This window comes from Micromonospora sp. MW-13 (genome assembly GCF_003434305.1).
In the GTDB taxonomy this organism is placed as follows: domain Bacteria; phylum Actinomycetota; class Actinomycetes; order Mycobacteriales; family Micromonosporaceae; genus Micromonospora.
The window spans coordinates 76,418-102,162 of record NZ_QKKX01000028.1 but is presented as its reverse complement, the minus strand read 5'-3'; the positions used below and the strand labels follow the sequence as shown (position 1 = coordinate 102,162).

Here is a 25,745-nt window from a genome sequence, read left to right as displayed (position 1 = left end):
TGCGAGGGGCCGTGGCGACGCTGCGGCCCCTCCGCGTTGTAGTGGCTCTGAGCTGGGGAAACAGAGTTGCTCAACCGTCCAAGATCATTGCACGTATTTTGCACGGAGGGCTGCAAACGGCGGCTTTGGGTGGCACTTGGCTGCACAGATCGGCCGATCGACACAGGGGCGTATCCGCTGCTCAGATGGCGTTTTTGCTGATCTTCGAGGTGCCCCCGGCAGGATTCGAACCTGCGACACACGGTTTAGGAAACCGATGCTCTATCCCCTGAGCTACGAGGGCGCGAGCGCCTAGTCTAGCGACCTGGGGGTTCACCTGGGGTGGCAGGGAGTGGCCCACGTTCACCCACGTCACCCGTACCGCCGTTCGCCCAGCCCAGGACCACACGCCGAGCACACGAACCCTGGTTTGCGACCGGCGGTCGGCTGGGGTAACCCGCGTTGGCACCGGTTCACCCGGGTTGGCATCCGCTGGAGAGCACACACCGCGCACATCATCGAAGATCATGTGGGCTGCCCGCTCCCCCGGCTGGGCGCCGCCTCCCACGGGGGATTCCGGCCAGGTCGCGATCAGCCGCGCGGTGCTGGTCGTCGTTGTCGCGGGTCAGGTCCGTCGGGTCGAGAGAGGCGACGTCGACGTCGCGCACGGACGGCGGGTCGAAGCCGCGTCGTTCGTCAGCGGGTCACCCGCGCTCGGCTGGTTCATTGGGTGATGATGAGGTCGTCTATGCCGTAGTGGCTCCACCAGGTAGGCCGGTGTCTGCGGAGTTTGCCCCCGACGCGGGTCAGCAGGAGCCAGTTGCCGTTCTGGACCAGCGCCGCGTCCTCCTGCCGGGCGGCCAACACCCGGGCCACGGCCTTCATCATGTTCGGGATCCCCTTGTCGACCACGTCGTCTGCCCGCATGGAGAAGTCGATGTCGACGTACGTCTCCGGCTCCCACTCCCAGCGGGCACCGTCGTCGCCCTCGGCATCGAAATAACCCTGGCTGCCTGAGGAGACGGTCAGCGCGTACCCGCGGGTGTCGTAGAGGCGGGCACTGAGCAGCCGCGGGTTGGTGCCGCTCGGCCTGGGCTTCTCGGCGGGTTCGGCTGCCACGAGATCAGCCACGTGGTCCAGGGGCAGGTCACCGGCCAGGGTCAACCTGAACTCGACAGCCATCTCCGCGCCTCTCCTCAGTCTCGACGGACGATCTGCACGATCGCGCCGCTCGGCGTTACCGCGACGAGTTCTTTCAGCCTCTCGACGGGCCAGGTGTCGAACTGTGTCCGCAGGGCCGCGAGGTCTCCGTGCCAGTCGTGCAGGTTCAGCACCACGCGTTGGGTCTGCTCCTTGTCGACCTTGGCGCGGACCTCGCTCCAGACGCCCCGTACCGGCTTGCCGAGAGTGGGCGAATAGCAGTCGAACACGTGACCCTCGATCAGGTAGTCCGGGTCTTTGTTCGGGTTGCCGGAGTCGCCGGTGCGGAGCCGGGCGTCGGCGATCTCCTGCCTGGTGGGGTTCTGGTGGACCCAGTAGCTCTTGCTGGCGACTATATCGGCGCATTCGTTCTCGAGCTCCAACGGACGCCGCCCTTCGTCGTCCAACCGGGGCGGAATTCTGGTTCTCGGACCGGTCGGCGTCCCGCCCGGGACGCCGGTTGGCTGTCTGGTCCAGGGCGTGCCGTGGTCATGGTCAGCTGATGGGGTGCCGCCGGCGGCATGAGGTGTCGGCGGCGGGTCACCGTGCTGGGAAGGGGTGGGGCTGGCCGGTGGGTGACCGCCAGCCCCTGTCAGTTTCCCGACGACCCCAACTGTCGGGCCTGCGCGATCGCCGCTTCGATCGCCTGCCGGGCCCCGCCGGTGCGCGCAACGACCAGCACCAGGACCTGCTTGATGCCGTCCAGGGCCTGCAGCAGCGGCCCGGGCTGCCCGCCCTGCAGGACCATGGCGACGAGTTGCTGCGCCTCACCGACTCCGGTGATGGCCCCGGTCGCCGCGTCACGAGCGGCGTCCACGGCGCTCAGCACGGGCGCCAGCCCGGCGATCGTCTCGTGCGGGGTGGCCTCGTTCGGCACCGCCGCGGTGGCCTTCGTCGCTTCACCGATCGAACCGGCGAGACTTCCCAGGCCGCCCTGGATGCCTGTGATCGCGTTACGGACCCGCGCCACACCCGCCGCCACGGCGACGAAGCCCGCGCCCGCGGCCCGCAACGCCACCTCCTGCGCCTGACTGTCAGCGGCGGCTGCCAACCCCTGCGCGCGTTCGACCCCGGTCATCAACGCGCGGAGTTCACCGGTGATCTTCTCGACCTGCGACACGTGGCCGGCGCCCCAATCGACGTTAATGAAAGTGCTTGATGCCTGAACCTACCGGGCTACTCGCGAGGCCACCAGACACCGGCGAGGCGGTCGGCACCGCCGACAGCCACCGCGATGCAAGCAGCCGCATGAGCAGCTTCCGGTCCAGATTCCAACTCTTGGGGTGGGGTCTGTGGCTGTCGTGTCCGGCTGTCGACATGTCAGCATCGACGGGACGGCGGTGCGGGTGTTCGCGTCGGGAGCCGATCCGCCGGATGATCCCGCCCACCCGCGTGCCCGGCAGCCGGCGCCCTCACCGCCCGGACGAGACGGCGCTGATGCCGCTGTTTGAGTACAGCCCGATGTTCGGACGGCTCGTCGACGCGCCGGTGGAGATGGTGCCGCTGCTCGCCGTCCTAGCCGTTCTACACCAAGCGCAGAGCGGCATGCCGGTGGGTACCTGTGTCCCGACGAGTCATCAGGTCAGTGGGGCGCTGCGGCACCTTGGCTTCGAGGCCGAGGCGGTCGCCGCGTGCGCCACGCTGCACCGGGTGACCGACACGTTCACCGAGGTGTCCGAGGTCGGCGTGTGGAAACAACCGCCGGTCGTCCACCCCGATGGCACCACGAATGGCCACATGATCGTGTGGACGCCGTCGTTCGCGCAGCTCGTGGACGCCACCCTGGTTCAGGACCCGCTTCTGCTGGCCGCCGCCCAGGTTGATCCGGTCTACTCGACCCCAGTGTTCGTCGAGGTCCCCACCGACCGGAGAGATTTCCTCGCGGCTCAGCCCGTCGCCTGGCTCGACGATCGCCTGTACGCGTCGTGGGTCCTGCTGCCAGATTGGACCCGGCGGATGGACCCGGTGCTGGAAGGGGAGGCCAGCACGGTCGTGGAACTCGGCGCACTCGGTCTGGCCACCGACGCTCTCCGCCTCATCGCGGCCGTCGCGGAAGAGCGGGATTTGGGTGCGATGCTGGTCCAGTACCCGCGGCTTGGGGCGCTGCTCCGAGGCGAACGCCAGCTACCGGAGTCGCCAGTCGAGCCACCGCCGCATCCTGCCGCAGGGATGTAGAACAATCCGACCGGCCTGCATCCGCATCCGGGATCTCGCGGTCGTCTCACAACGCATGGCGGGATATTGGTATTACGGCATTGCCAATGATCAGGCAATGCCGTTGGCGCACTCCGGCCCCATAGCCGCGCATTGCCAACCTCGCGATGTACACCCGATCACAAACAAAGTTTGGCCACGAGAGCACCCTGGCCAGCCTGCAGGATATGCGCATCCTTCAACGGTATCCAGAAACACTCGAGGCGGGTGGGTTCCTGGGTACCGTCGTGGTCTTCCTGGCTAGGCCACCGCTCGGGCGCTGGCCCTACGAGCTCCAACTGAAAGACGTGACGGTACTGAATCTCGAACCGGAGTGGTGTGATGTCGTACTCAACCTCCCCCAGCTTGCGAACAACGCGAAAGCCTGTCAGCCCGGTCTCCTCGCGGGCCTCGCGCAGCGCTGCGGCCTCCGGCGCCTCACCTACACGAACGGTGCCGCCCGGCACCTCGACGCCCACCTGCTCATAGCTGTAGTCGGTGTGACGGAAGACGAGCAACCGCTCCTCTCGCACTACGTAGCAGAGAACCTTGTCTACCACGACCTTCGCCACCATACGCTCTCCCGTATCGCATTAGCAAAACAAGGGCAGCCCTGCGAAAACTGCACCCTAGCCGCACGGCTCCCAGTAGTCGGCAACAGGATGGAACTCATGGACAGGCTATTGAACTCCTATGGATGCATAAAGCGCGCAGGCCATGAGTCCATTGGTGATGAATATTGCCTCTCGCCAACGGTGCGGGGCAGGCAGTGGTCGACCATGACATCCTCCGTGCGCGCCATTCCCGTCAGCGGACGATGACGAGGTTGGCCATGTCTACCACCGGCCGATAGCGGGAGTTGCCCCCTGGTCCTGGACACTTGAGCCTTGGATCGTGATGGTCCGGGGAGATCAGGAGTCTCTGACAGATGGTGATGAAGCACTACCCTGCCGAGTTCAAGGCCGATGCGGTCGCGTTGTACCGGTCTCGGCCTGGGGCGACGATCGCGCAGGTCGCTGATGATCTCGGGGTCAATCGGGAGACGTTGCGTAGTTGGGTCCGCGCCGATGATCAGCGTCGGGGCGTGACGGCCGGGCCGGCGGCGCCGCCGGCGGCCGGATCGGTGGAGGACGAGAACGCGGCGTTGCGACGCAGGGTCCGGGAGCTGGAGGAAGAGCGGGACATTCTGCGGAAGGCGGCCCGGTATTTCGCCGGGGAGACGCGCTGGTGAACCGCTTCCAGTTCGTCGCCGACCACCAGCAGCGCTACGGCGTGAAGCGGTGGTGTCAGATCATCGGGGGTCCCGCTCGAGCTTCTACTACTGGCGCTCGGCCGCCGAAGCGAGGGCCGCCCGGGAGGCCGCGGACGTCGCTCTCGTGGGCTGGATCCGGGCGGTGCACACCGCGCACGACGGCACGTACGGGGCCCCGCGGATCACCGCCGAACTCCGCGATGTCGGTCTGCCAATCAACCGTGAGCGGGTCGCGCGGGTGATGCGCCGCTTCGGCGTGCAAGGGTTGCGCCTGCGCAGACGCACTCGTACGACGGTGCCGGATCCGGCCGCGGCGAAGGCTGCGGACCTGATCGGCCGGGACTTCACCGCCGGCGCGGTCAACCAGCGCTACGTCGGTGACATCACCTACCTGCCGGTGGGTGACCGCGGCTTCCTCTACCTGGCCACCGTCCTGGACCTGCACTCCCGGCGCCTGGCCGGCTGGGCCATCGCGGATCACATGCGCACCGACCTGGTCATCGACGCCCTCCACACCGCGCGACGCACCCGGGGCAGCCTTGACGGGGCGATCATGCACACCAATCACGGAGCTCAATACACCTCCCGGGCCTTCGCCGAGGCATGCGCCGCGGCCGGGGTCCGGCAGTCGATGAGCGCGGTCGGCAGCTCCGCCGACAACGCCGCTGCCGAGTCGTTCAACGCCACCTTCAAACGCGAAACCCTGCAGGGCCGCCGCGCCTTCATCGACGAACGCGAAGCACGACTGACCGCGTTCCGCTGGCTACACCGCTACAACACCGTCCGCCGCCACTCACGGCTCGGACAACAGCCACCGATCACCTACGAGAAGACCACCCGGCCAACGCCAGCTACGCTGGCCCCGGCCGCATAAACCCCGTGTCCAGGATCAGGGGTCAAGCCCCGGGTGTCGGGTTAGCGACACTATGCCCGCAGGCATCGATGCCTCTAGAATCCCTCTGAACAGTTCGAGGGAGTTCCGATATGAGTCGCAGTGCCGAGGCTCGCTGCCCCCGCGACCTAGCCCGCGAACTGAGCCGGCGAGCGAACGTGGTCGCCGCTCTCGTCACTCTTCGCGACCACGGTGACTCCAACCTCGACAAGCTCGCGCGGCTTGGCAATTGCCGAGACGATGTTGGACTCGCGTGCGACCTGCGCTGGTTGGCGGCTGCCGGACTGGTGCGACGCGCCTCGGGAGCCGGAAGCTGGGACGTAACAGATGCCGCGTCGGTCTACCTGCTCTCATGGCCCGGTCGGGCCCTTGCCGATTCCCTCGCGGCGTTGGCGCAGGCGTGCGACAAGCTGGGCGAACGCCACTCTTCAGGACGCACACCTGTCGATTAGCCAGCACCTCATCCTTCGGAGGTCGTGAATTTTACTACTCACGCTGCGCAGTGCTGCCCTTACACTCTTCGGGGTAGCCGACCTTGACGGGGAGGGAAGGCGGTGCATTCCTTTCAACGCGTCTACGACGCTGTCCGGCTGTGCGGACACCGGTGGTTCCTGGAGATCCTGACCGCGCTGCAGCAGGGGCAGCCCATGCGCTTCCCTGTCTGTCAGGCTGAGATGAGGCAGCCTCTGCGGTGAAGCTAGGCTTGCCGGGAGACAGGAAGAGGATCATCGTGACACTACCCAGCACCCCTGGTGAGCAGGGCGGACGGCCGAAGCGGCGAACGTTCACGGCGGAGTACAAACTACGCATCGTGGCGGAGTACGACGCGGCGAAAGCCTCTGGTGAGGGCGCGGCGATCCTGCGTCGGGAAGGCCTGTATCACTCGCACATCCTGGAGTGGCGAGCCGCCCGCGATGCCGGTGGGTTGACCGCGCTCGGCTCTCGTAAGAGTCCGGTGTCCGAGAGCCGGCGTCGCAGCGCGGAGGCCGCCGAGGTGGAGCGGCTGCGGCGACGCAACGAGCGCCTCGAGGCGGATCTGGCGCGGACGAAGACCGCCCTGGAGATCATGGGAAAAGCGCACGCGCTCTTGGAGACGTTGTCCGAGAGCGCGGACGACACGCCGCGGCCGCGCAGGCGCTGACCGTCGCGTTCGACGAGTTGGCGCCGCTGGTCGGGGTGGCCGGGGCGTGCCGGTTGACGGGTCGGTCCCGCGCCACGCACTACCGGCGCCAACTACCACCCATGGTGTCGCATCCGCTGCGGCCGAAGACACCCCCACCGTCGACCCTGTCCACCGCTGAGCGCCGCGCGGTGCTGGAGCTGCTGCACCGGGACGAGTACGCGGAGATGTCCGTGGCGCAGGTGTGGGCCCGTGAACTCGACCAGGGCCGCTACTGGTGCTCGCAGTCCACGATGTACCGGATCCTGCGTGACGCAGGTGAGAGTCGGGAACGCCGCCGGCAGGCCACCCACCCCGCCCGCACCATCCCGCAGTTGGTAGCGAGAGGCCCGTCGCAGGTGTGGTCGTGGGACATCACCCGCCTCAAGACCGTGCAGCGAGGGGTGTTCTACCACCTGTACGTAATCATCGACGTGTACTCCCGCTACGTCGTCGGCTGGCACGTCGCAGGCGGCGAGGACTCACTGCTGGCCCGGGAACTCATCGACGACGCCATCGCCCGCAACGGTGTCCGCCCGGAGGTCCTGCACGCCGACCGCGGCTCGTCGATGACCTCGAAACCCGTCGCCGAACTCCTCGCCGACCTCGACGTCACCCGCTCCTACTCCCGCCCCCGAGTGTCGAACGACAACCCGTACTCCGAAGCACAGTTCAAGACCTTGAAGTACTGCCCCGCGTTCCCCGACCGGTTCGACTCCCTGCACCACGCCCGCGAGTTTGCCGCCGAGTTCTTCACCTACTACAACCACGAACACCGTCACTCCGGCATCGGCCTGCACACCCCCGCCTCCGTGCACTACGACACCGCCAGCGACGTGCACGACCAGCGGCAGGCCACCCTCGACGCCGCCTGGCGGGCCCACCCCGACCGCTTCACCCGCCGAGCACGACCACCAGCCCTACCGACCACCGTGTGGATCAACAAACCAGCAGCTCAACCCATCGAACTACAGAACACCTGACCACGAAAACGTCTCACTTGACTTGACAGGTTCCGCTTCACCGATCTGCTGCACACCATCAGCCCTGCGCCCAGCTCGAAATCGCTGAACGAGGCTCTGCGGCGGCTGCAGGAGCACGGCCTCGTCGGGCACGTCGCGAGCACTGAGGGCAGCCGCTACGCCCTGACCGAAGCCGGTGAGGAACTACTGCCGGTGCTCATGTCATTCATGGCCGATCTGGGGCAATGGCTCGATACCTACGGCGACGAGACCAACCAGTCCTCGGCCTATAACCGCAACCGCGCCTGAGCGGGCGTCGAGGACGCAAGGGCTCCATCGTGGTAAGTCGCCTCGACGTGGCCGTCTTGCTCTCCAGCGTCGGCCTCACCGGTTCGCTGGCGGGCGCGGCGCTGCCATGGGCCGCGCGGCTACTGGCGGTGCCGGCCAGCCCGGCTGGCAGCGCCGCGGGCTCGGGAGAGGACGCGCTTTCGGGACACCGGGAACGGCGTGCCAACTGTCGGTGCATCCGTGTGCCGGGGTGGCTGCTCGGCAGCGTCAGCCTCGCGATCGCCTCGATCGGCATAGGGCTGCGCGTGCACACCGTAGGGCCACCCGCACTCGCGATCCTGGCGGTGTGGCTGGTCGTTCTCTATAGCGGGGCGCTGCTCGCAGCCGTCGACATCGCCGTGCATCGCCTGCCCACTCCCGTCATCGCCGCGTCGGCAGCGACAGTCTTCGCCATCCTCGCCGCCGAGGCGGCGCTGGCCGCTGACGCGCGGCGCCTCGTCACCTCTGCGGCGGCCGGCACGGCACTCGGCGGTGGATACCTGCTGCTCGCCCTCATCGTCGGCACCGGCATGGGACTCGGCGATGTAAGGCTCGCCGCCTTCCTAGGCGCCGCCCTTGGGACGCTCGACTGGGACGCGGTGCTCCTCGGCGCAGTCCTGCCATACCTCTTCGCCGCGCCCGCGGCCCTCACGCGCCTGGTCCGCGGCCAGCACAGCATTGCCTTCGGGCCATACCTAGCTAACGATGCGAACGCAGGTCGCGGGTCTCCATCAGCGGTCTACCGAATCTCGCAGACGACGAAGCGGCGGGTGGCATCTCCTACCGTCAGCCAAGCGATCTCGGCGAAACACACGCAGCCATACCCACCGCCTCCTGGGCATCAGGGACTACGGCCACCAGGGCCGCGCCCGTTCAACCAACCCACCCGCGAGGCGAGAACGGGTGGCACCTCGAAGGTCAGCCACAGAAACGGCGGAACACACAGAGGCCCCCCGGCCCAGCGGGCACGGCGACCCCAGCCTGCCGCACCCGCCGCCGGCAATCTCGGACGCGCTGTGCGAGGTCCGGGAGCATCAGCACCTACATCGAGCGGGGAAGAGCTCGGTTTGACTGACCATGACAGAGGCCGCCGACCGCCCCGCGACCGGCGCGATTTTCACGCCAATCATCACCGCAGCGGCTTGAATAGCGGTGTGCAGGTCAGCAAGGACGGCCGGGACTGGCGCATCGGCACCGCCGGCGACGTGGAATGGATCGCCGGTCACACCACCGCTGGCGTCTCGATCACCACCGCCATCCCAGAGGTCTTCGAGGCCTACGCCACCACGTACCAGGCCGACGACGTCACCGCCGCCGCCTACGAGGGCTCCCTGGTCGAAGACCTCAGCACACACACCCCCGACCAGCCGTGGTGGCTGGCCTACCTCGACACCGGCGCCCACGACGTCGTCTTTCCCCACGCCCCCAGGGTGTCGCTCTACTGGAACTGGCCGTACGTGCTGGTCGAGGCCGGCCCCGGGGAAGCCCTCACCTGGCGGACCGGTGGTCACATACGCCACCCTCGCGGATCACTACCCGACCTGTTCTTCCCCGCCGACCGATCATGGCTGGTCTCCGCCCTCTGGGACGACACCTGGACCTGCCTCGGCGGCCCGGAACAACTGATCCACACCCTCCAACGCGACCCCCTGGCCAACGCCCGCCAGGTCCGACCCGACGAAGACGCGCTGCCACCAGGGCTGACCCGCGAGTGAGAACCAACGCCCATCCCGGTTGCGCCACCATCTCTGCCGTGTCGCACCAGCCACCTGCCGAAGCCGCGCGTGATGCACGCAAGGGGCAGACACGCCGACACCCGGTCATATATAAGTCAGCTGCATATAGAGACGGTCTATATGCAGCTGACCATGGCGATGCAGGAACCGACGTTCTTCATCCTGACCGCGCTGGTGCGCGCCACCCCGCTGCACGGCTACGGGATCATCCAGGCCGTCGAGTAGTTGTCGGGCGGGCGGGTCAAGACCAAGGCCGGGACGCTATACGCGGCGCTGGACCGACTCAGCACGGAGGGCCTGATCGTCGTCGGCCGGAAGGAGGCCGTGGGTGGCCGGCTGCGCCGCTACTACGTGCTGTCCGACGACGGCCGGGCGGCGCTCGAAGCCGCGGTCGAGCGGCTCCAGTCGAACGCACAGGTGGCCACCTCCCGGCTGCGCGAGGCGTTCGGCTTCATCGGGGGTGTTCGGCATGCCTGACCTGGAGCGCTCCTACCGTCGTATGCTCTGGGCGTACCCCGGCTTCTACCGCCGTGAACGCGGACCGGAAATCCTCACCACCCTGCTCGACGCGGCCGAGCCGGGCAGAGGGCTGAGACGGCGGGCGGCCAGCACCGATGGGCCAGAGCCGGTTCTACGAGCAGGTCACCGACACACCGACCGTCCTGGCCGATGCCCACCAGCACCTGACGAACGCGGGCTGGCGCACCGGCGCCCTCAGCCAGGCGGCGCCAACAGCCAGGCCGACGTGAACAGCGCGCACGGGGTCTTCTGGGCCTCCCGAGACGGGGTGCTGTTGCGCGTGTCCGGATACGACAACCAGACCGGCGTCACGGTCGGCGCCTACCCGATCGAGCCCAGCGGCGTCCTCGCCGGCGCGATCACCGGATTCGCCATCGGGCTGATCGTGGTGTGGCAAGGAATGACCTGGATGGCTCACCGGGTCGCCAGAACCCCGCTGCCGGCACGGCGGCTGATCCTGCTGCTCGGCCTGCCGGCCCTCACCGCCTGCGGGGTGAACACCCTGGACAACGTGCTGAGCATGCGCCCGGCCCCGGGCAGCGCCAACGTGCTGTTCGCCGCCGACCACATGTACCCGCTGGCCAACCAGATCGCCAACCCACTCGACGATCGAAGGGTTCGGAATGACGGAGTTCGAAGATCTGCGGCTCGCGGTCTACCGTCCGTTCGCCCGCACCGGGCGCGCGACGCGTGTCGAGGACCTGGCGGCGACGGTCGGGACGGACATCGGGACCGTACGGGCCGGGCTGGCCGAGCTCGCCCGCACCCGCCACGTCGCCCTCGACCAGGCCGGTCGGATCGTCATGGCGCATCCCTTCTCGGCCGTACCGCTGGGCTTCGCGGTGATGGGCCGACGGACGCTGTGGTGGGGCGGCTGCGCCTGGGACTCGTTCGCGCTGCCGCAGTTGCTCCGCGAGGAGGGCGAGGTCCTCGTCTCCACCCGCTGCCCCGCCTGCTCCCGCCCGCACGCCTGGAACGTCGGCGCCGACGGGCCGCCGGACGGTGACCAGGTCGCCCACTTTCTCGTGCCCGTCGCGCGGGTGTGGGACGACGTCGTCCACACCTGCGGCCGCCAGCGTCTGTTCTGTTCCGACGAGTGCGTCGACGTGTGGTGTCGACAGACCAGGTCCACCCGCGGTTACGTCATGGACCTGCCCACCCTGTGGCGGCTGGCCGCCCACTGGTACGACGGACGCCTCGACCGCGGCTACCTCAGACGCGAACCGGAAGCCGCCAAGGAACACCTGCGAAGCGTAAGACTCTCCGGCCCGTTCTGGGGGCCTGCTGGGTAGGGTGGGTGGCTGTTCGAGTCCGGCGGGAGGAAAGACGATGACCGCGCAGCCATCCCGGCCCACCTTCGGGCTGGACGATTTCGGGCTGGACGACCGGATGCGGCTGTTCGGTTATGTCACGGCGGAGAACCGGTTCGCCTACCTGTGGTTGCTGCGGGCCTTCGACTCGGCGCGGTCCAGCTACCACGTCGTGCTGCACACCTCCGACGTGGCCGCGGCGCTGGCGGCGCTGCACGAGGCGAACGCCGACTGCCCGGATCCGGCCCGGTTGGAGCTGCCGCGGCTACTCGACGCCCTGGTGGACTGGGGGGTGCTCGACCGGGGCCAGGACGGTTCCCGGGCCACGACGTTGGCGGAGTACCGCAACCGGCACTCGGTGTACCAGTTCACCGAGGCGGGCTACCGGGCTCACCGGGCGGTGGAGACGGTGTTGTCCGCGAGCATGGACGACTCGACGCTGTCCCGGCTGGTCTTCGCCGACCTCCTGGCGGACCTGAACGCGCTCGCATCGGCCAACGATGCCGGGGACGCGGAGGAGGTGTACCGCAAGTTCAACCGGCTGGACCGGGCGTTGGCGGACATCGCCGAGCGGGCCGCGCGCTTTTACCACATGCTAGGTGACCTGGGCCGGACCAACGACGTGCGGCCGGAGGCGTTCCTCGCCCACAAGGACGCGCTGCTGGCTCACCTGCGGGACTTCCACGACGAGTTGCAGCGCTACACGCCGCGGCTGCGCGCGGCGGTGCACGAGGTGGAGGCGACCGGGCTGGATCGGCTGATCGAGGCGGCCGCCGAGGCCGACGAGCGCCTGTTTCACACCCCGGTGCAGCGGCTGGACGACTGGCGGCGGCGCTGGGCGGGCCTGCGGTCTTGGCTGGCGCCGCCGGGCCCGGAGCAGCTCAGCGAGGCGGACCGGTTGTCGGACGCCACCATCGCCGCGATCGGTGACGTCCTCGCCCTGCTACGCCGGGTAACCGAGGCCCGCCGTGGCGGGGTGAGCCGGGAGTCGCAACTGCGGCACCTGGCCGCGTGGTTCATCCACACCGGCACCCAGGAGGCCGCGCACGCCCTGTTCGACGCCGTGTTCGGTCTCGGCGCTCCCCGCCACGTCGGGGTGGCGCGCCCGGATCCGGAGGTGATCGCGAGCCGGCTGTCGTGGTGGGAGGCGCCAGCGGTGGAGCTGTCCCGCACCCTGGTGGCCACCGGGCGGGCACCAGGGCAGGGTCGGGGGCGGCCGGCCCGGCTGGACCGGGTCGACGACCGCCGGCACCGGCTGCGCGGCGACCAGCTCGCCCGGGAGCGCCGGTTGGCCGAAGCGGCGACGACGCTGGCCGCCGAGGGGGTCACCAACGGCCGACTGGACGGGTCGCAGACCCAGGTCCTGCTGCGCCTGCTAGACATCGCGCTGGCCGCCCGGGTCGGTGGCGCGACCGCGATGCCGCTGGCGGCCGCCGCGCACGGCGTCCGGCTGACCCTCACCCCGACGCCGGGACGGTTCACCACGGTGCGCACCGTCGACGGCCGGCTGCATCTGGACGGGTACGCGCTGACCGTCACCGCCGCGCAGCACACCGCGGTCCGCCGTCCCGAGCCGGTGCCGGCGTGACCGCGGAATCGGGCGCACTGCGCCCGGCGGCGCACCGGTTCGCCGTCGACGTTCCGGAGTTGGAGTTGGCGGACTACCAGCGGGCGGTCCGGCTGGTGCTGCGTCACCCGCTGATCACGGCGACCTGGCCCGACGAGCGGGCGTTGCCCCGGGTGCGACGGTTCGCGGCCACCCTGCGCCGGGATCTCGCCGAGGCGTTCGGGTACCGGCTGGAGCTGCACGGTGCGACGGCCCGGCTGGTGCGGGTGAAGGACCAGCTCGACGGCACCCAGCCGGCGGTGTCCCGGACCGGGCGGCCGTTCGACCGGCAGCGCTACGCGTACCTGGCGTTGTGCCTGGCGGTGCTGGGCCGCGCCGGGATCCAGATCACCCTCAGCGAGCTGGCCGACTCGGTGGCCGGCGACGCGAACCGGATCACCGGCCTGGGGCTGGACCCGGACCACGGCCCGGATCGGCGGGCGTTCGTGGACGCGGTCGGCTGGCTGGAGGAGCGGGGCGTGCTCCGGCTGGCCGACGGCTCCAGCGCCGCCTGGGCCAGTGACCCCGGGGCCGGTGAGGCGTTGTACGACGTCGCACGGGACGTGGTGTTCGCGCTGTTCCGGCCGACCCGGGTGGTGCAGCACGTCGAGTCGGTGTCGGCGCTGCTCGGCCGGGTGATGACCAGCAGCGGCAACGCCGAGCGCCGGCTGGCGGCCCAGGCGGCCCGGCGGGCGGTGGTGGAGTCGCCGGTCGTCTACCACGCCGACGTCGATCCGGTGGTCGCCAACCATCTGCGCGGGTCGGCGCTCGCCGCTGACGTGGCCCGGTTGACCGGTTCACGGGTGGAGCGCCAGGCCGAGGGGGTGCTGCTGGTGGACACCGCCGGGTTCACCGGGGAGCGGTTCCCGGGCACCGGCTCGGTGGCGCAGGCCGCGGTGTTGCTGGCGGTGGAGATGGCCGACCGGGTCGTGGACCCGGACGGCCGCCGGGTCAAGCGGCTCGCCCCGCCGGACAGGGACAGCCGGCAGCAGTCGCTGGTGGGTGAGGTCGACGCCGGCCTGCCCACGGCCACCCTGGTGCGCCTCGACGACACCGGCCCGGCCGAGCCGTGGACCACCGGGGACGAGGGCGGCCCCGACGAGAGCGACGGCGCCGGCCGGTTGCCGTTCGTCACCGACAGCTTTCTGCGCACCGCCGTCGGCGAGATCCTTGCGCGGTACGGGACCGCGTTCGGGGCCCAGTGGCACGCCGACCCGGACCGGCTGCGCGCCGAGGCGATGGCGCTGCTGGAACGGTTCGGCGCGGTCACCGCCGTGCCGGGCGGGGTGCTGGTCCGGCCGCTGGTGGGCCGTTACCGCCACACCGTCGCCGCGGTCAAGCCCCGCGTGATGACCGAGACCCTGTTCTGAGGAAGTTGATCGTGATCGAGCAACGTGCCGTCCGCCGGTTCACCCCTACCCGGGCCGGGATCATCAACCTGTGGGACTACCGGGACGAGGAGTTCCTATTCGTCGACGGATGGTTGGTGCTGCGCGGGCCGAACGGCTCCGGCAAGACCAAGGCGCTGGAGGTGCTGTTCCCGTTCGTGCTCGACGGACGGATCGAGCCTCGCCGGCTGAACCCGTTCGCCAGCGAGGACCGGACGATGAAGTCGAACCTGCTCTACCGGGGGCAGGAGGTCACGTACGCGTACGTGTGGATGGAGTTCGGCGACGGTGAGCAGTACGTGACGGTCGGCATCGGGTTGCGGGCCCACCGCCACGTCGACCGGGTGACCCGCTGGCACTTCGTGGTCGACGGCCGGGTGGGGGTGGACTTCTCCCTGCTGGACGCCGACGACCGGCCGCTGAACCGCCGCGACCTGATCGACCGGTTGGGCGCCGACGCGGTGCGGGACTCGGCGGAGGACTACCGGGAGCTCGTCGACGCCCGGCTGTTCGGCCTCGGTCCGGCCCGCTACGAGCAACTGCTGGATCTGGTGCTGACTCTGCGCAAGCCGCAGTTGGCCAAGGATCTCAACCCCGTCGAGCTGTCCCGCACCCTGCAGCGCGGGCTGCGCCCGGTCGAGGACCACCTGCTGGTGGAGGCCGCCCGCTCGTTCGACGACATGGAGGCGGTCGCCCGTACCCTCGAGGGGTTGGTGGCGGCCGACGCCGCGACGGCCGCGTTCCTGGCGGTCTACTCGACCTATCTACGCACCCACGCCCGGGCGGCGGCCGACGCCCTGACCGCTCGCCGCGACGCGGTCGCCGGCCAGTCGGCGGCACTGGGCGACGCGCGTCGTGCGGCCGACGCGGCGGCCGAGGCGGAGGCCGAGGCAGACACCCGGCTGTGGGCCGTCGGGGGCGAGCCCGGGCGGCTCCGCGCCCACCTGGACAGCCTGAAGGCCTCGGCGGCGTACCAGTCCCACGAGCAGCTCGCCGACCTGGAACGGCACGTGCACGACCTGGCCGAGGCGGCCGAGCGGGCCGACACCGCGGTCGTCGCCGAGGAGGCCACGGTGGCCCGCCGGCGTACCGAATGGGAGCGGGCGACGGTCGCGGCCCGGGACGCGCGGGCGGCGGCCGACCGGCTCGCCGCCGAGCTTGCGCTCGACGCCGAGGCGGCGGGGATCACCTGGAGCGCCGACGACGCCGCGCCGGGCGACCTGGCGGCCCGGATCGCCGCCCGCGCCGCCGCGCGCCGCGACGACGTGCGCGCCATCCGCGTGCAGGTGGCGCGGCACGACCAGGCCGAACGGGACCACTCCCGGGCTGCCGCCGACGCGGCCGGCGCCACCGCCGCCGCCGCGGACGCCGAGCAGGCCGAGCGGCATGCCGAGGACGCCGTGGCGCAGGCCCGCACGCGGCTGCGGGAGCAGATCGGGCAGTGGGCGCAGGCCAACGCCGGTCTGCTGGCCGACATCGGGCGTTCCGACCTGGCGACCCCGCTGGCCGCCGCGGTCGACTCGATCGGCGAGCCGGGCGCGCAGACTCCCCGGGAGGTGTACGCGGAGGCCACCGCCGCCGCCGTGACCCAGCGACGGGACCGGCTCGCGGTGCTCGCGGCGCACCGCACCACGCTGGCCGGCCGACGGGCCGAGGTGGCCGCCGAGCGGGACCGGATCGCCGCCGAACACGACGACGCCCCGTCCGCGCCAGTGACCCGACCGGCGGCGCGCACCGGCCGACCCGGCGCGCCGCTGTGGCGGCTGGTCCGCTTCACCGACGGGGTGACCGGCGCGGACGCGGCGGCGATCGAGGCGGCTCTGCACGCCGCCGGGCTGCTGGACGCCTGGCTGCACCCGGACCCCGAGACCGCGGCGACCGCGCTGGCCGGCGACGACCTGGACGGCTACCTGCTGCCGCTCCCGCCGCGTCGACGGCCGACCGGTGCCACCCTCGCCGACGTGCTGATCGCCGAGGAACAGGACGAAGTGCCCGCCGGGCGGATCATCGAGGTGCTCGCCTCGGTGGCGGTGGCGGATGTGGCCGCCGAGTTGAACGCCGAGCTGGTGACCGTCGGGGTCAACGGCCGGTACGCCCAGGGCGTCGGCGTCGGCCGGTTCGCCAAGGCCTCCTGCGAGTACATCGGCGCTACCGCGCGGGCGGCCCGACGCGCCACCCGGGTCGCCGAGTGCGACCGGCAGCTGGCGAGCATCGACGCCGACCTCGGCACACTGGACCGCGAACGTGAGTCGGTCGAGGCGCTGCTGGCGGCGGTGGACACGGCCGCCAGGCAACTGCCGGCGCCCGCGCCGGTCCACGCGGCGCTGCGCGCGCTGGACCAGGCGGCCGCGACGCTGCGCGCTCGGCAGGAGGCCAGCGCGTCCGCCGCCGCCCGGCTCGACCAGACCCTCGCCGAGCGGGCCGCCGCGGCGACCGCCCTGCGCCGGACGGCGGCGGAACGGTCGCTGCCGGTCGACCGCGTCGACGACACCGCCGAGGCGGTGGACCGCTTCGAGAAGCGCGGCGTACGCCTGGAGAGCGCGCGTCCGACCGCCGCGCGCGCTGCGGAGCAGGAGGACCAGGCGGGGCAGCGACACGACGAGGCGGTCGACCGGTTCACCGCCGCACAGGGCGCCGCCCGCGCCGGCCGTTCCCGGCACCGGGAGAAGGCGGAGGCGTACCGGACGCTGCGCGACAGCGTCGGCGCCGACGCGGAGCGGGTGTTGGCCGACGTGGCCCGGACCGCCGACGGGATCACCGAGGCGGAGCAGGCCGTCGAGCAGGCCCGTGCCCAGCTCGGTGCCGCCCGGGAGCGGCGGGTCGCCGCGCTGACCCGGGTGGAGCTGGGCGAGCAGGCCGTCACCGCCGCCGTCGCCGTCGCGCAGCACGACGCCCAGCGTCTACGCCCGTACGCCCAGCCGGACCTGCTGGGCCTGCTGCGCTGCCCCACCGACCTGCGCTGGCCGGCGCAGGCCCCGGACGACGAGCTGGATCCGCAGGTGGCAGCCCTGCACGAGGCGATCCTCGCCGCCACCCGCGAGTTGAGCCCCACCGAGACGTCACTCAAACAGAGCGCCACCCGGCTAACCACCGCGCTGACCGAGTTGCAGGCGCAACTGCCGGCAGCCGGCCTCGACCACCGACCCGAGTGGGACACCGACGACGGGGTGATCGTGGTCCGGGTCGCCGACGAACAGGGCCTGACCCCGGTCGCGCACTTCGCGGACCGGATCGCCCGCGAGCGCCGCGACCAGGAGCAACTGCTCACCGACTCCGAACAGCGGGTGCTGGAAGACGCTCTGCTCGGGCAACTCGCCCGGCAGATCCACCACCGCACCATCGAGGCCCGCGACCTGGTGGCGGCGATGGACAGCCAGATGCGGGCCCGACGAATGTCCTCCGGGCTCACCGTCGGCGTCGGCTGGCGGCTCGCCGACGACCTCGACGCCGACCAACGCGACGTCTGCAAGCTACTTGAACGCGATCCTGCCCGGCTCGGTCCGGCCCAGCTCACCGCCATGCGACGACACTTCGCCGCCCGGATCAAGACGGCGCGGGCGGCAGCGCTCGAGCGGCCGTACCGGGAACTGCTCGGCGACGTGCTCGACTACCGGCAGTGGCGAACGTTCGCGTTCACCCTACACCGACCCGGTGGCGGCACCGAGGCGCTGACCCGGGCCCGGCACAGCCAGCTCTCCGGCGGTGAGCAGTCGGTCTCCCTGCACCTGCCGCTCTTCGCCGCCGCCAACGCGCTGTTCGGCTCGGCACGGCCGGACGCGCCCCGGCTGCTCGGCCTCGACGAGGCGTTCGCCGGCGTGGACGACACCGGCCGAGGTGAGTTGATGGCGCTGGCGAAGCAGTTCGACCTGGACCTCTTCATGACCGGCTACGACCTCTGGGCCACCCACCCGGCGGTCAGCGGCGCCGCCCACTACGACCTGTCCCACTCCGCCGTGGACCACACGGTGTCCACCGTGCTGCTGGTCTGGGACGGCTCGACCAACGTCGCCGACTTCGACGGAACGCTGGCCCGCGCGCTCGGCTCCCCGGAGACCCGCCGCGCCCCGGGCGGTCGCGGTGAACCCGACCGGGCCGGCGTCCTACTCGACCTCGTGGACGAATGACCGGCGGGCAGCAGCCGGACCGGCCCGATCGAGAGACGTTGTCCGCGCAGCCGGACCGACCTGGCGATACCGGCAGGTCGACGAACCTGGTCGAGCATCCCGGCTGGCGGCGGTTGCTGAGGGCCGCACGGCGCAGCCTGGAACGCACCGGCGGCCGGCTCGACGGCGCCGTGACGCTGGCCGCCCCCACCGACGACGAACGTCTCGTGATCATCGGCATCACCGGCACCCACCGCTCCACTGCGGCGGCCCGCCTCAGCGTCCGGCTCACCGACGTGGACGAGCACCTACGGGCGGCACACGGAGTCGGCCTGGCCGACGTGCTCACCGCCATGGCCCCGTTGCGTGACCGGCCGGCCGAGCTGAAAGGCGAGGCGGTGGCCCGCGACACCGTCCTGGCCGTGGCCCACGACGGCCGGCACGCCGGCACCGCCTGGTACGCCGAATGGCTCGACGGCCTGCGCCGCGACGGCACCCTCACCCGCGTCGTCCGAACCGGACTGCCGTTCGGGGACGTGGTCCGAATCCTGGACGCGCTGCCCACAGCCGACGAACCGATGCCGGTCTTCGCCGACCGGGTGCTGGACGACACGAAGGCCCTCGCCGAAGGACCGCTTCGTGGGCTCGTTCTCCGTGCCGTCGCCGCCTGGCAGCAGACGACGCTACCGGTCGACGGCGAGCGGGAGCGGGCGTTGTGGGAGTCGGTCGGGCTGGTCCCGGACGACCTCGCCAGCCAGGTGCTGGTGCTCAACGTGCCGGCCACCGGCGGTCTGGTCGGGCGGTGGCTGACCGAGGCCAGCCAGGCGGGCGTGCCGATCCGGGTCACCCTGCACCAACTGCGCCTGGCACCGTTGACCGTGGCCTGCGACGAGATCCACGTCTGCGAGAACCCCGCCGTGCTCCGCGCGGCCACCACCGCGCTCGGGGCGCAGGCCCCGCCGCTGATCTGCACCGAGGGGGTGCCGTCGGTCGCCGTCCACACGCTGCTGCGCGCCGCCCAGAGGGCGGTGATCCGGTGGCGCAACGACTTCGACTGGACCGGTGTACGGCTGACGGCGGCGGCTCTTCAGCGGTATCCAGGCGCGGTCCCGTGGCGGATGACCGCATCTGACTACCTGCCGGCGGCCGGCACCGGCACGGCCCTGCTCGGTACGCCTACCCGGACCCGGTGGGACGAGTCGCTGGGCGAGTCGATGCGGCGGGTGGGTCGGGCGGTGATGGAGGAACGCCTGCTCGACCGGCTCATCGCCGACCTCCGTACGGCCGCAGCCAGGTGATGATCCGGATGACGACTACGTTACGGCGTCGGTTCCAAGTCGCGTGAGAGGCGAGTTCGATCTCCACGGTCGACGGCCGCAAGCCGAACACCGGCACCCCGCATACCGAACACAGGTCTGCCGCAGATCGAATGCGCGACCTCTCGCAGATCGAAACCTGCACTGGCTATCTGACGTGTGCCCACTCCGCACCTGATTCCACGCCGCGCCGCCGCGCAGGTCGACGCCGCCCTGGCTGACACCCGTGTCGTTCTGATCAGCGGAGCACGCCAAGCGGGCAGGAGCACCCTGGTTCGCATCGTCGCCGGTGATCGTCTCGCCGAGCGCCGTGATCTCGACCGGGCACAGGATCGGGCGGCGGCGATCGCCGATCCGGTCGGTTTCGTGGACTCCTCCGAGCTCCTGGTGATCAACAAGATTCAGCGCGTTCCCGAGCTGCTGCTGGCCATCAAGGCCGCCGTCGACGAGGATCCCCGTCCCGGCCGGTATCTGCTCACCGGATCATCGCGGCTGTTCGGCCTGGTGGCTGCCCCGGACGCGCTGCCCGGGCGGATGGAAACCGTCGAGCTCTGGCCGTTATCCCAAGGCGAACTCGACGGAGCGCCGGACGGATTCGTCGACGCCGTCTTCGCCCTCGGTCCGGACCTTCGACACGAGTCGAAGGTGACCCGCGCCGACTACGCCGCCAGAATCGTGCGCGGCGGCCTGCCCGAGGCCACGACCCGCACCGACCCCCGCCGCCAACGGTTTCCTTGACGCGTACGTCCAGGCGCTCATCGATCGCGACGTCCGGCAGCTGTCAGACATCCAGCACAAGGGCGAGCTACGCAAGCTGGTACGCCTCCTCGCAGCCAGATCCGCGACCATCATCGCCGCCAACTCCCTCGAATCCGCACTCGGCCTGAGCCGGCCGACGATCGCCCGCTACCTCCAGGCCCTGGAAGAGAGCTTCCTGGTCAAGCGGATCCCCGGCTGGTCGCGCAACCTGGGCACACGCGCCACCGCCGCGCCAAAACTGATCTTCATCGACTCCGGAATCGCCGCCAACGAGATCGCGACCGACCCACGGGCCCTGCTCCGGCCGGGCGCCCCGTTCGGCCCGTTGCTCGAATCATTCGTCTTGTCCGAGTTGTCCCGCCAGCTCACCTGGTCCGAGCAGTTCGTCGACCTGTCCCACTACCGCGACCAGGGCAGGTACGAAGTCGACGCGGTGCTCGAGAACAGATCCGGCCAGGTCGTCGGGTTCGAGGTCAAAGCAGCCACCACCGTCGGACCCGACGACTTTCGCGGGCTACGCCGACTCGCCGACCGCCTCGGCGACGACTTCATCGCCGGCATCGTCCTCTACACCGGAACCTCCACGCTGCCGTACGGCGACAGGCTCCGCGCCATGCCAGTCAGCGCCCTGTGGCAGGTTCCCCCGCCGACAGCGGACTGATCCCTGTTCGCAGGTGACGGCTCATGGAACTACGAGCTACCTGGGCTGCTGATTCTCAGCAGACGATCACAGCAACATGCCGATGCAACCAGGACAGGAGACGTGAAACGCCACCAGCGGCAGGTCGTTGGCCTGCGCGCGGGCCTAGTCTCGCGACCTGGGCGTTCACCTGGGGTGGCAGGGAGTGGCCTACGTCCGCCCACCCCACCCGGACCCCTGTTCTCCCAGCCCGGGACCACACCTGGAGCACACGAACCCCGGATTGCGGCCAGCGGTCGGCTGCGGTGGCCCGCGTTGGCACGGGTTGACCCGGGTCGGCATCCGCTGGGGCGCAAACACCGCGCACATCACGCAAGATCATTGTGTGCCGCCCGCTCCCCCGGCCCGGGAGCCACCGGCCGGCAGGAGCGCGCTCGAGGGCATCCCTCCCGGGCTTCGAGGGCTGGCTCAGGTCAAGACGCGGATGCAGGGCCAGCGTTCGGCATGAGTCCCGCACGACGCTCAGCGCCCGGATCAGCCACGGGCTGCGCTGGACCCACTCCCGCAGCTCGTCCTCCCGTGCGATGCCACCCTGGGTCGGGGCCCTGTCAGCTCACGGGGTGTGCGACGGGTTCTGGCGCGTTACGGGTTCGGCAGGGTGGTGCGCCAGGCTGCGGCGAGTGCTGCGACGTCGGGGTATCGGTCGGCGGGTGTCGTGGTGGTGGCGTGTACGGCTACCTGTTGTTGATTGCGGGAGTCGCGCCAGCCGTGTGGGGAGTCGAGGAGGTGGTGGATGGTGCGGCCCAGGGCGTAGACGGTGGTGCGCTGGTCGATGACGGCGCCGCGGACGAATTCTTCGGGGGCCATGTAACGGCGGGATCCGGGGAGGCGGTCGGTGTCGAGGGTGAACGGCCCGGGACGATACTCGTCGAGGTCGATCAGGCGTAGTTGGCGGCGGTGGGCGGCGGAGTGCGACACCCCGAACAGCGGGCCGATCTGCCGCATCGTCAGGTTCGTGCGTCAGTACGCGGCGACCAGCAGTACCCGGTCGGCGAGGTCGAGAGACCACTGCCGGCCCGGCCGCCCGTCAGCGATCGTGTCTCCACCACGCTCGGCGACCAGCCGGACCAGCCTGCGGAACTGGGCGGGCTACAGCCTGGTGAACGGGAAGATCCACTCCTGGCGGGCCGCCGAGATCACCTGCACCCCGACATGATCCACCATGGACCAGCCACCGAGTTACGAGACGTTCTTTAGCGACCTGGGGTTCACCTGGGGTGGCAGGGAGTGGTCCACGTTCACCCACGTCACCCGGACCGCCGTTCTCCCAGCCCAGGGCCACACCCCGAGCACACGAACCCCGGTTTGCGACCGCCGGTCGGCCGCAGTGGCCCGCGTTGGCATTGGTTGACCCGGGTTGGCATCCGCTGGAGAGCACACACCGCGCACATCATCGAAGATCACCGACGTCCGCCCGACTACCTACCGTACGCGCCGCCACCGGCGAACCTCGGAGCGCTCACCCGGGGGTCACTTGGACCCACCGTGAGTCCGACTGTGACGTCCCCACCAAGCGTCCGTTCATCGCCGATGTGAGCGAGTCGGCCACGCGACCGCGCAGCGGGCTGCGGTCGACCGCGCAGTCACACGCGATAAGCCGGTGACGTCGGTGGTCATCTCCGCGACACTGGCCGACGTGGAAGAGGTCAAGGTCGTCGTCGCCCATCACGAGCGCGCGACCCTGCGCGTCGGCGACGTGTTCCTGAAAATCGACGCCGATCAGACCCGCACCGACGTCGAGGTCGAGGCGATGACGATGGCCCCGATACCCACGCCGGAGATCCTGTGGCGCAAGCCGCCCGTGCTCGCGCTCACCGCCCTCCCCGGGAGGGCACTCGGCCGCCTCGGCGAGCCGTCGACCGTGTCTTCGGCGGCGTGGGCTGCGGCCGGCGCCGCCGCACGGAGGCTGCACGATGCGCCGTTGCCGCCGTGGCCCGGTCGCCGCCTCGGCGATTTGGCGTCGCGCCTCGACGGTGAATGCGAGTGGCTCGTCACGAACGGGGTCCTTCCGGCCGACCTGGTCACGCGTAACCGCCGGGTTGCCGAAGCCGCGCTTCGGCCGTGGACTCCGGTGTTCATGCACGGCGACCTGCAGATCGCCCATGTGTTCGTCGACCACGACGAGATCACCGGCGTTCTCGACTGGTCCGAGGCGGGCCAGGGCGACGCCCTGTACGACCTCGCCATCTTGACGCTCGGGCACGAGGAGCACCTCGGCGACGTCCTCGCCGGCTACGGCACCGACGTCGACCTCGACGTCATCCGCGCGTGGTGGTCATTGCGAAGCCTGCTGGCGATCCGCTGGCTGGTAGAACACGGCTTCGACCCGGCCGCGCCAGGTTGCGAAGTCGATGTGTTGAAATCCCGGATGTAAGGCGCACGAGTCGCCTGCCACGAGTGCCCGGCGCTATCTGCCGCGTGCTGCGGTGCCGTCCGATCATGCCGAATTGAGTCACGTTGAGGATTTCCGCGGCTGAAGTTCAATGGTGCCGTGCGATAGGAACGGCTCCAGACCCAAGGTCGCGGACCTCGCCGGCAACCCTCCGCGGGCTTCGAGCGCCGGCTCAGGTCACGACGCGGACGCCGGGCCAGCGTTCGGCGGGGCGGTGGCGGACGAGTCGCTGCCGGGAGATCTCCGGGCTGACCCTGGTCGGGTTGCACCGCCACACCCCGTCGAGCAGGTCGTCGAGGCCGTGCGGCGCGCAGACGGCGATCTGGTCGTGCGCGTCGAGGCGTACGGCCACGGCGGTGGCGTACTCGGGCCAGGTGGCGACCGCGTCTGCGATGGTGCGCAACGGGGCCACCGGGCCGCCGCCGAACTTCGCCGGATACCAGGTGTGCACCGCGGCCTGGTTCTTCGCCTCCCACGGCGGATCCGGCCAGGCCACCATTAGCCGCCGGGTGGCCCGGTCGTCGTAGTCCCGGCTCAGGTCCGTCGGGTCGAGAAAGACGACGTCGACGTCACGCACCGACGACGGGTCGAAGCCGTCGCCGTACCGCACGCCCCAGGCGAGGTCGCGGACGGCGCCGGCGCCGATCCAGGCGTCCGGCAGGCCGGAGTCCCGGACAACGCCCAGCGCCCGGATCAGCCACGGGCTGCGCTGAACCAGTTCCCGTAGCTCGTCCTCCCGCACGGTCCCACCCTAGGCCCACCCGCCTGCACTGCATCGCATCGTCGTCTTCGGGTCACCGTGCGGTCCGGTGCGTGATCCGGGCCGCGACGGCGAGGGCTTCGGAAGGCCAGGGCACGGCCGGAAGGAGGTCGTCATCGCGACCGGTCAGGGGCAGGCCGGCGGTGGTGGCGATGCGGAGGATGGCTTCCTCCATCGAGGTGGTCTCAGGCAGGACGACCTCGTCGTCGTAACCGAGGACGTCATGAGGGGCGTACCAGTCGCGCATGTTGTCCGCCGTGAACTCCGTGGCCTGCGGGCGCATCTCGTGCCGCCGCAGGGTCTCGGGCAGGGACACGTCGAGATAGACGAACAGCGTCCGGCCGGGGTGGGCGTCGCGCAGTGACGTGAGCATCCGCCGGTACCGTGCGGTGTGCATGATCCCTTCGAGGATCACGTGGTAGCCGTGGTCGAGGGCCATGCGAACCGTCTGTTCGATGAGGGCCGGTGCCAGCCCTCCGGGCTTGTCCCGTTCCCGCAGGAGGACACGTCGTAGGTAGTCCTGCTCGACGAGGGCGCAGCCGCGGCCGTGCCGAAGGCGCAACTGTCGGGCGATGCTGCTCTTGCCTGCACCAGAGTTCCCCCGGATGCAGATCAGGATCGTGTCGGGGTTGCCGGTGGGGATCACATCGTTCATGGCGGCGGTCCTCCGGGCGATGTCGGTATGGCTGCGGGACCGGTGTCGGGTTGGCCGGTGGCTTCGTGGGGAGTGTCAGCTGGGTTCGCTCATTGGGTGATGAGGTCGTCTACGCCGTAGTGGCTCCACCAGGTTGGCCGGTGTCTGCGCCGCCTTCTACTGCCGGTGGCAACAGTTCGAGCCCATGATCGAACGTGTGGTCGAATCTGGCCAGGTGGGCGAGAACGTCAGGATCGTAGCCAGGAATCTACTCGGACTCACCCGATGGAACTGCGGGTAGAAGAACCCTTCCACCTCGGACCTACCCATAAGTAGGTGTACCGCTGGGGGCAACTACACAAGCGGTGGGCCTGCCGATGGCACTACCCCGACATCACCCACCGGCCAGGCCCCGGCCTGCTGATCAGTGAGAATGCGGCCCCGGCTCGACCGCGGCCACCGCCGATCGCCCACCGCAGCCAGGATCAGATCGAGCTTGCCGGTCATGTCCGTCACGTGCTGTTCGAGCCGCCGGAATCGCTCGTCGGCCATCTGCGG

18 protein-coding genes, 1 tRNA gene and 3 pseudogenes are annotated in these 25,745 nt (G+C 70.4%); 14 read left to right on the top strand and 8 right to left on the bottom strand.

Going from position 1 to position 25,745, the window contains the following annotated elements:
• Positions 1-210 precede the first annotated feature (210 nt).
• From C5N14_RS15160 to C5N14_RS15140, 4 genes are all read right to left on the bottom strand, one after another.
• A tRNA-Arg gene (locus C5N14_RS15160) sits at positions 211-283 on the bottom strand.
• A gap of 419 nt (positions 284-702) precedes the next feature.
• A complete protein-coding gene (locus C5N14_RS15150) occupies positions 703-1,161 on the bottom strand; it encodes a SitI3 family protein (RefSeq protein ID WP_117668728.1) in 459 nt (152 codons plus the stop codon).
• 14 nt (positions 1,162-1,175) lie between these two features.
• A complete protein-coding gene (locus C5N14_RS15145) occupies positions 1,176-1,586 on the bottom strand; it encodes a hypothetical protein (RefSeq protein WP_117668727.1) in 411 nt (136 codons plus the stop codon).
• A gap of 185 nt (positions 1,587-1,771) precedes the next feature.
• Positions 1,772-2,299 (bottom strand): DUF6244 family protein, encoded by a 528-nt coding sequence (locus tag C5N14_RS15140; RefSeq protein ID WP_117668726.1) that lies wholly within the window; start codon positions 2,297-2,299, stop codon positions 1,772-1,774.
• 254 nt (positions 2,300-2,553) lie between these two features.
• On the opposite strand from C5N14_RS15140, the gene C5N14_RS15135 reads away from it, so the two are divergent.
• Complete coding sequence (locus C5N14_RS15135) at positions 2,554-3,354, top strand: hypothetical protein (RefSeq protein WP_243639616.1); 801 nt, start codon at positions 2,554-2,556, stop codon at positions 3,352-3,354.
• A gap of 158 nt (positions 3,355-3,512) precedes the next feature.
• Here C5N14_RS15135 and C5N14_RS15130 read toward each other — a convergent pair whose 3' ends face one another.
• A complete protein-coding gene (locus tag C5N14_RS15130) occupies positions 3,513-3,947 on the bottom strand; it encodes an NUDIX domain-containing protein (RefSeq protein WP_117668725.1) in 435 nt (144 codons plus the stop codon).
• A 353-nt stretch (positions 3,948-4,300) separates the two neighbouring features.
• Between C5N14_RS15130 and C5N14_RS15125 the strand changes: the two are divergent.
• From C5N14_RS15125 to C5N14_RS34190, 12 genes and pseudogenes are all read left to right on the top strand, one after another.
• A pseudogene (locus C5N14_RS15125) lies at positions 4,301-5,498 on the top strand (IS3 family transposase).
• Positions 5,499-6,327: 829 nt separating this feature from the next.
• Positions 6,328-6,657: a hypothetical protein gene (locus C5N14_RS32685; protein WP_207892745.1), complete on the top strand. Its 330-nt coding sequence runs from the start codon at positions 6,328-6,330 to the stop codon at positions 6,655-6,657.
• 35 nt (positions 6,658-6,692) lie between these two features.
• Positions 6,693-7,658, top strand: a complete 966-nt coding sequence (locus tag C5N14_RS15110; RefSeq protein ID WP_243639632.1) for an IS3 family transposase — start codon at positions 6,693-6,695, stop codon at positions 7,656-7,658.
• A gap of 45 nt (positions 7,659-7,703) precedes the next feature.
• Entirely contained in the window at positions 7,704-7,946 is a 243-nt protein-coding gene (locus C5N14_RS33760) for a helix-turn-helix domain-containing protein (protein ID WP_117668722.1), read from the top strand.
• A gap of 56 nt (positions 7,947-8,002) precedes the next feature.
• Entirely contained in the window at positions 8,003-9,679 is a 1,677-nt protein-coding gene (locus C5N14_RS33125) for an A24 family peptidase (RefSeq protein ID WP_243639614.1), read from the top strand.
• A 246-nt stretch (positions 9,680-9,925) separates the two neighbouring features.
• Positions 9,926-10,177, top strand: a complete 252-nt coding sequence (locus C5N14_RS15090; protein ID WP_371685845.1) for a PadR family transcriptional regulator — start codon at positions 9,926-9,928, stop codon at positions 10,175-10,177.
• 665 nt (positions 10,178-10,842) lie between these two features.
• Positions 10,843-11,511, top strand: a complete 669-nt coding sequence (gene merB, locus C5N14_RS15080; RefSeq protein ID WP_117668720.1) for an organomercurial lyase — start codon at positions 10,843-10,845, stop codon at positions 11,509-11,511.
• A 37-nt stretch (positions 11,512-11,548) separates the two neighbouring features.
• A complete protein-coding gene (locus C5N14_RS15075) occupies positions 11,549-13,117 on the top strand; it encodes a TIGR02677 family protein (RefSeq protein WP_117668719.1) in 1,569 nt (522 codons plus the stop codon).
• Complete coding sequence (locus tag C5N14_RS15070) at positions 13,114-14,505, top strand: TIGR02678 family protein (RefSeq protein WP_117668718.1); 1,392 nt, start codon at positions 13,114-13,116, stop codon at positions 14,503-14,505. The genes C5N14_RS15075 and C5N14_RS15070 overlap by 4 nt, the downstream gene beginning before the upstream one ends.
• 11 nt (positions 14,506-14,516) lie before the next feature.
• A complete protein-coding gene (locus tag C5N14_RS15065) occupies positions 14,517-18,647 on the top strand; it encodes a TIGR02680 family protein (RefSeq protein WP_117668717.1) in 4,131 nt (1,376 codons plus the stop codon).
• Positions 18,644-19,924: a TIGR02679 domain-containing protein gene (locus C5N14_RS15060; RefSeq protein WP_117668716.1), complete on the top strand. Its 1,281-nt coding sequence runs from the start codon at positions 18,644-18,646 to the stop codon at positions 19,922-19,924. The genes C5N14_RS15065 and C5N14_RS15060 overlap by 4 nt, the downstream gene beginning before the upstream one ends.
• Positions 19,925-20,101: 177 nt before the next feature.
• Positions 20,102-21,362: pseudogene (locus tag C5N14_RS34190) on the top strand (ATP-binding protein).
• A gap of 933 nt (positions 21,363-22,295) precedes the next feature.
• On the opposite strand, the pseudogene C5N14_RS32670 reads toward C5N14_RS34190, so the two are convergent.
• Positions 22,296-22,547 (bottom strand): annotated as a pseudogene (locus tag C5N14_RS32670) (transposase family protein); the annotation flags it as partial.
• Between the two features lie 454 nt (positions 22,548-23,001).
• Between C5N14_RS32670 and C5N14_RS15040 the strand changes: the two are divergent.
• Positions 23,002-23,775: a phosphotransferase family protein gene (locus tag C5N14_RS15040; protein ID WP_243639610.1), complete on the top strand. Its 774-nt coding sequence runs from the start codon at positions 23,002-23,004 to the stop codon at positions 23,773-23,775.
• 190 nt (positions 23,776-23,965) lie between these two features.
• Here the strand turns inward: C5N14_RS15040 and C5N14_RS15035 are convergent, their stop codons facing one another.
• Positions 23,966-24,535, bottom strand: coding sequence for a nucleotidyltransferase family protein (locus C5N14_RS15035; RefSeq protein WP_117668714.1), 570 nt, complete (start codon positions 24,533-24,535; stop codon positions 23,966-23,968).
• A 52-nt stretch (positions 24,536-24,587) separates the two neighbouring features.
• Positions 24,588-25,208, bottom strand: a complete 621-nt coding sequence (locus C5N14_RS15030) for a kinase (RefSeq protein WP_117668713.1) — start codon at positions 25,206-25,208, stop codon at positions 24,588-24,590.
• Positions 25,209-25,745: the final 537 nt, after the last annotated feature.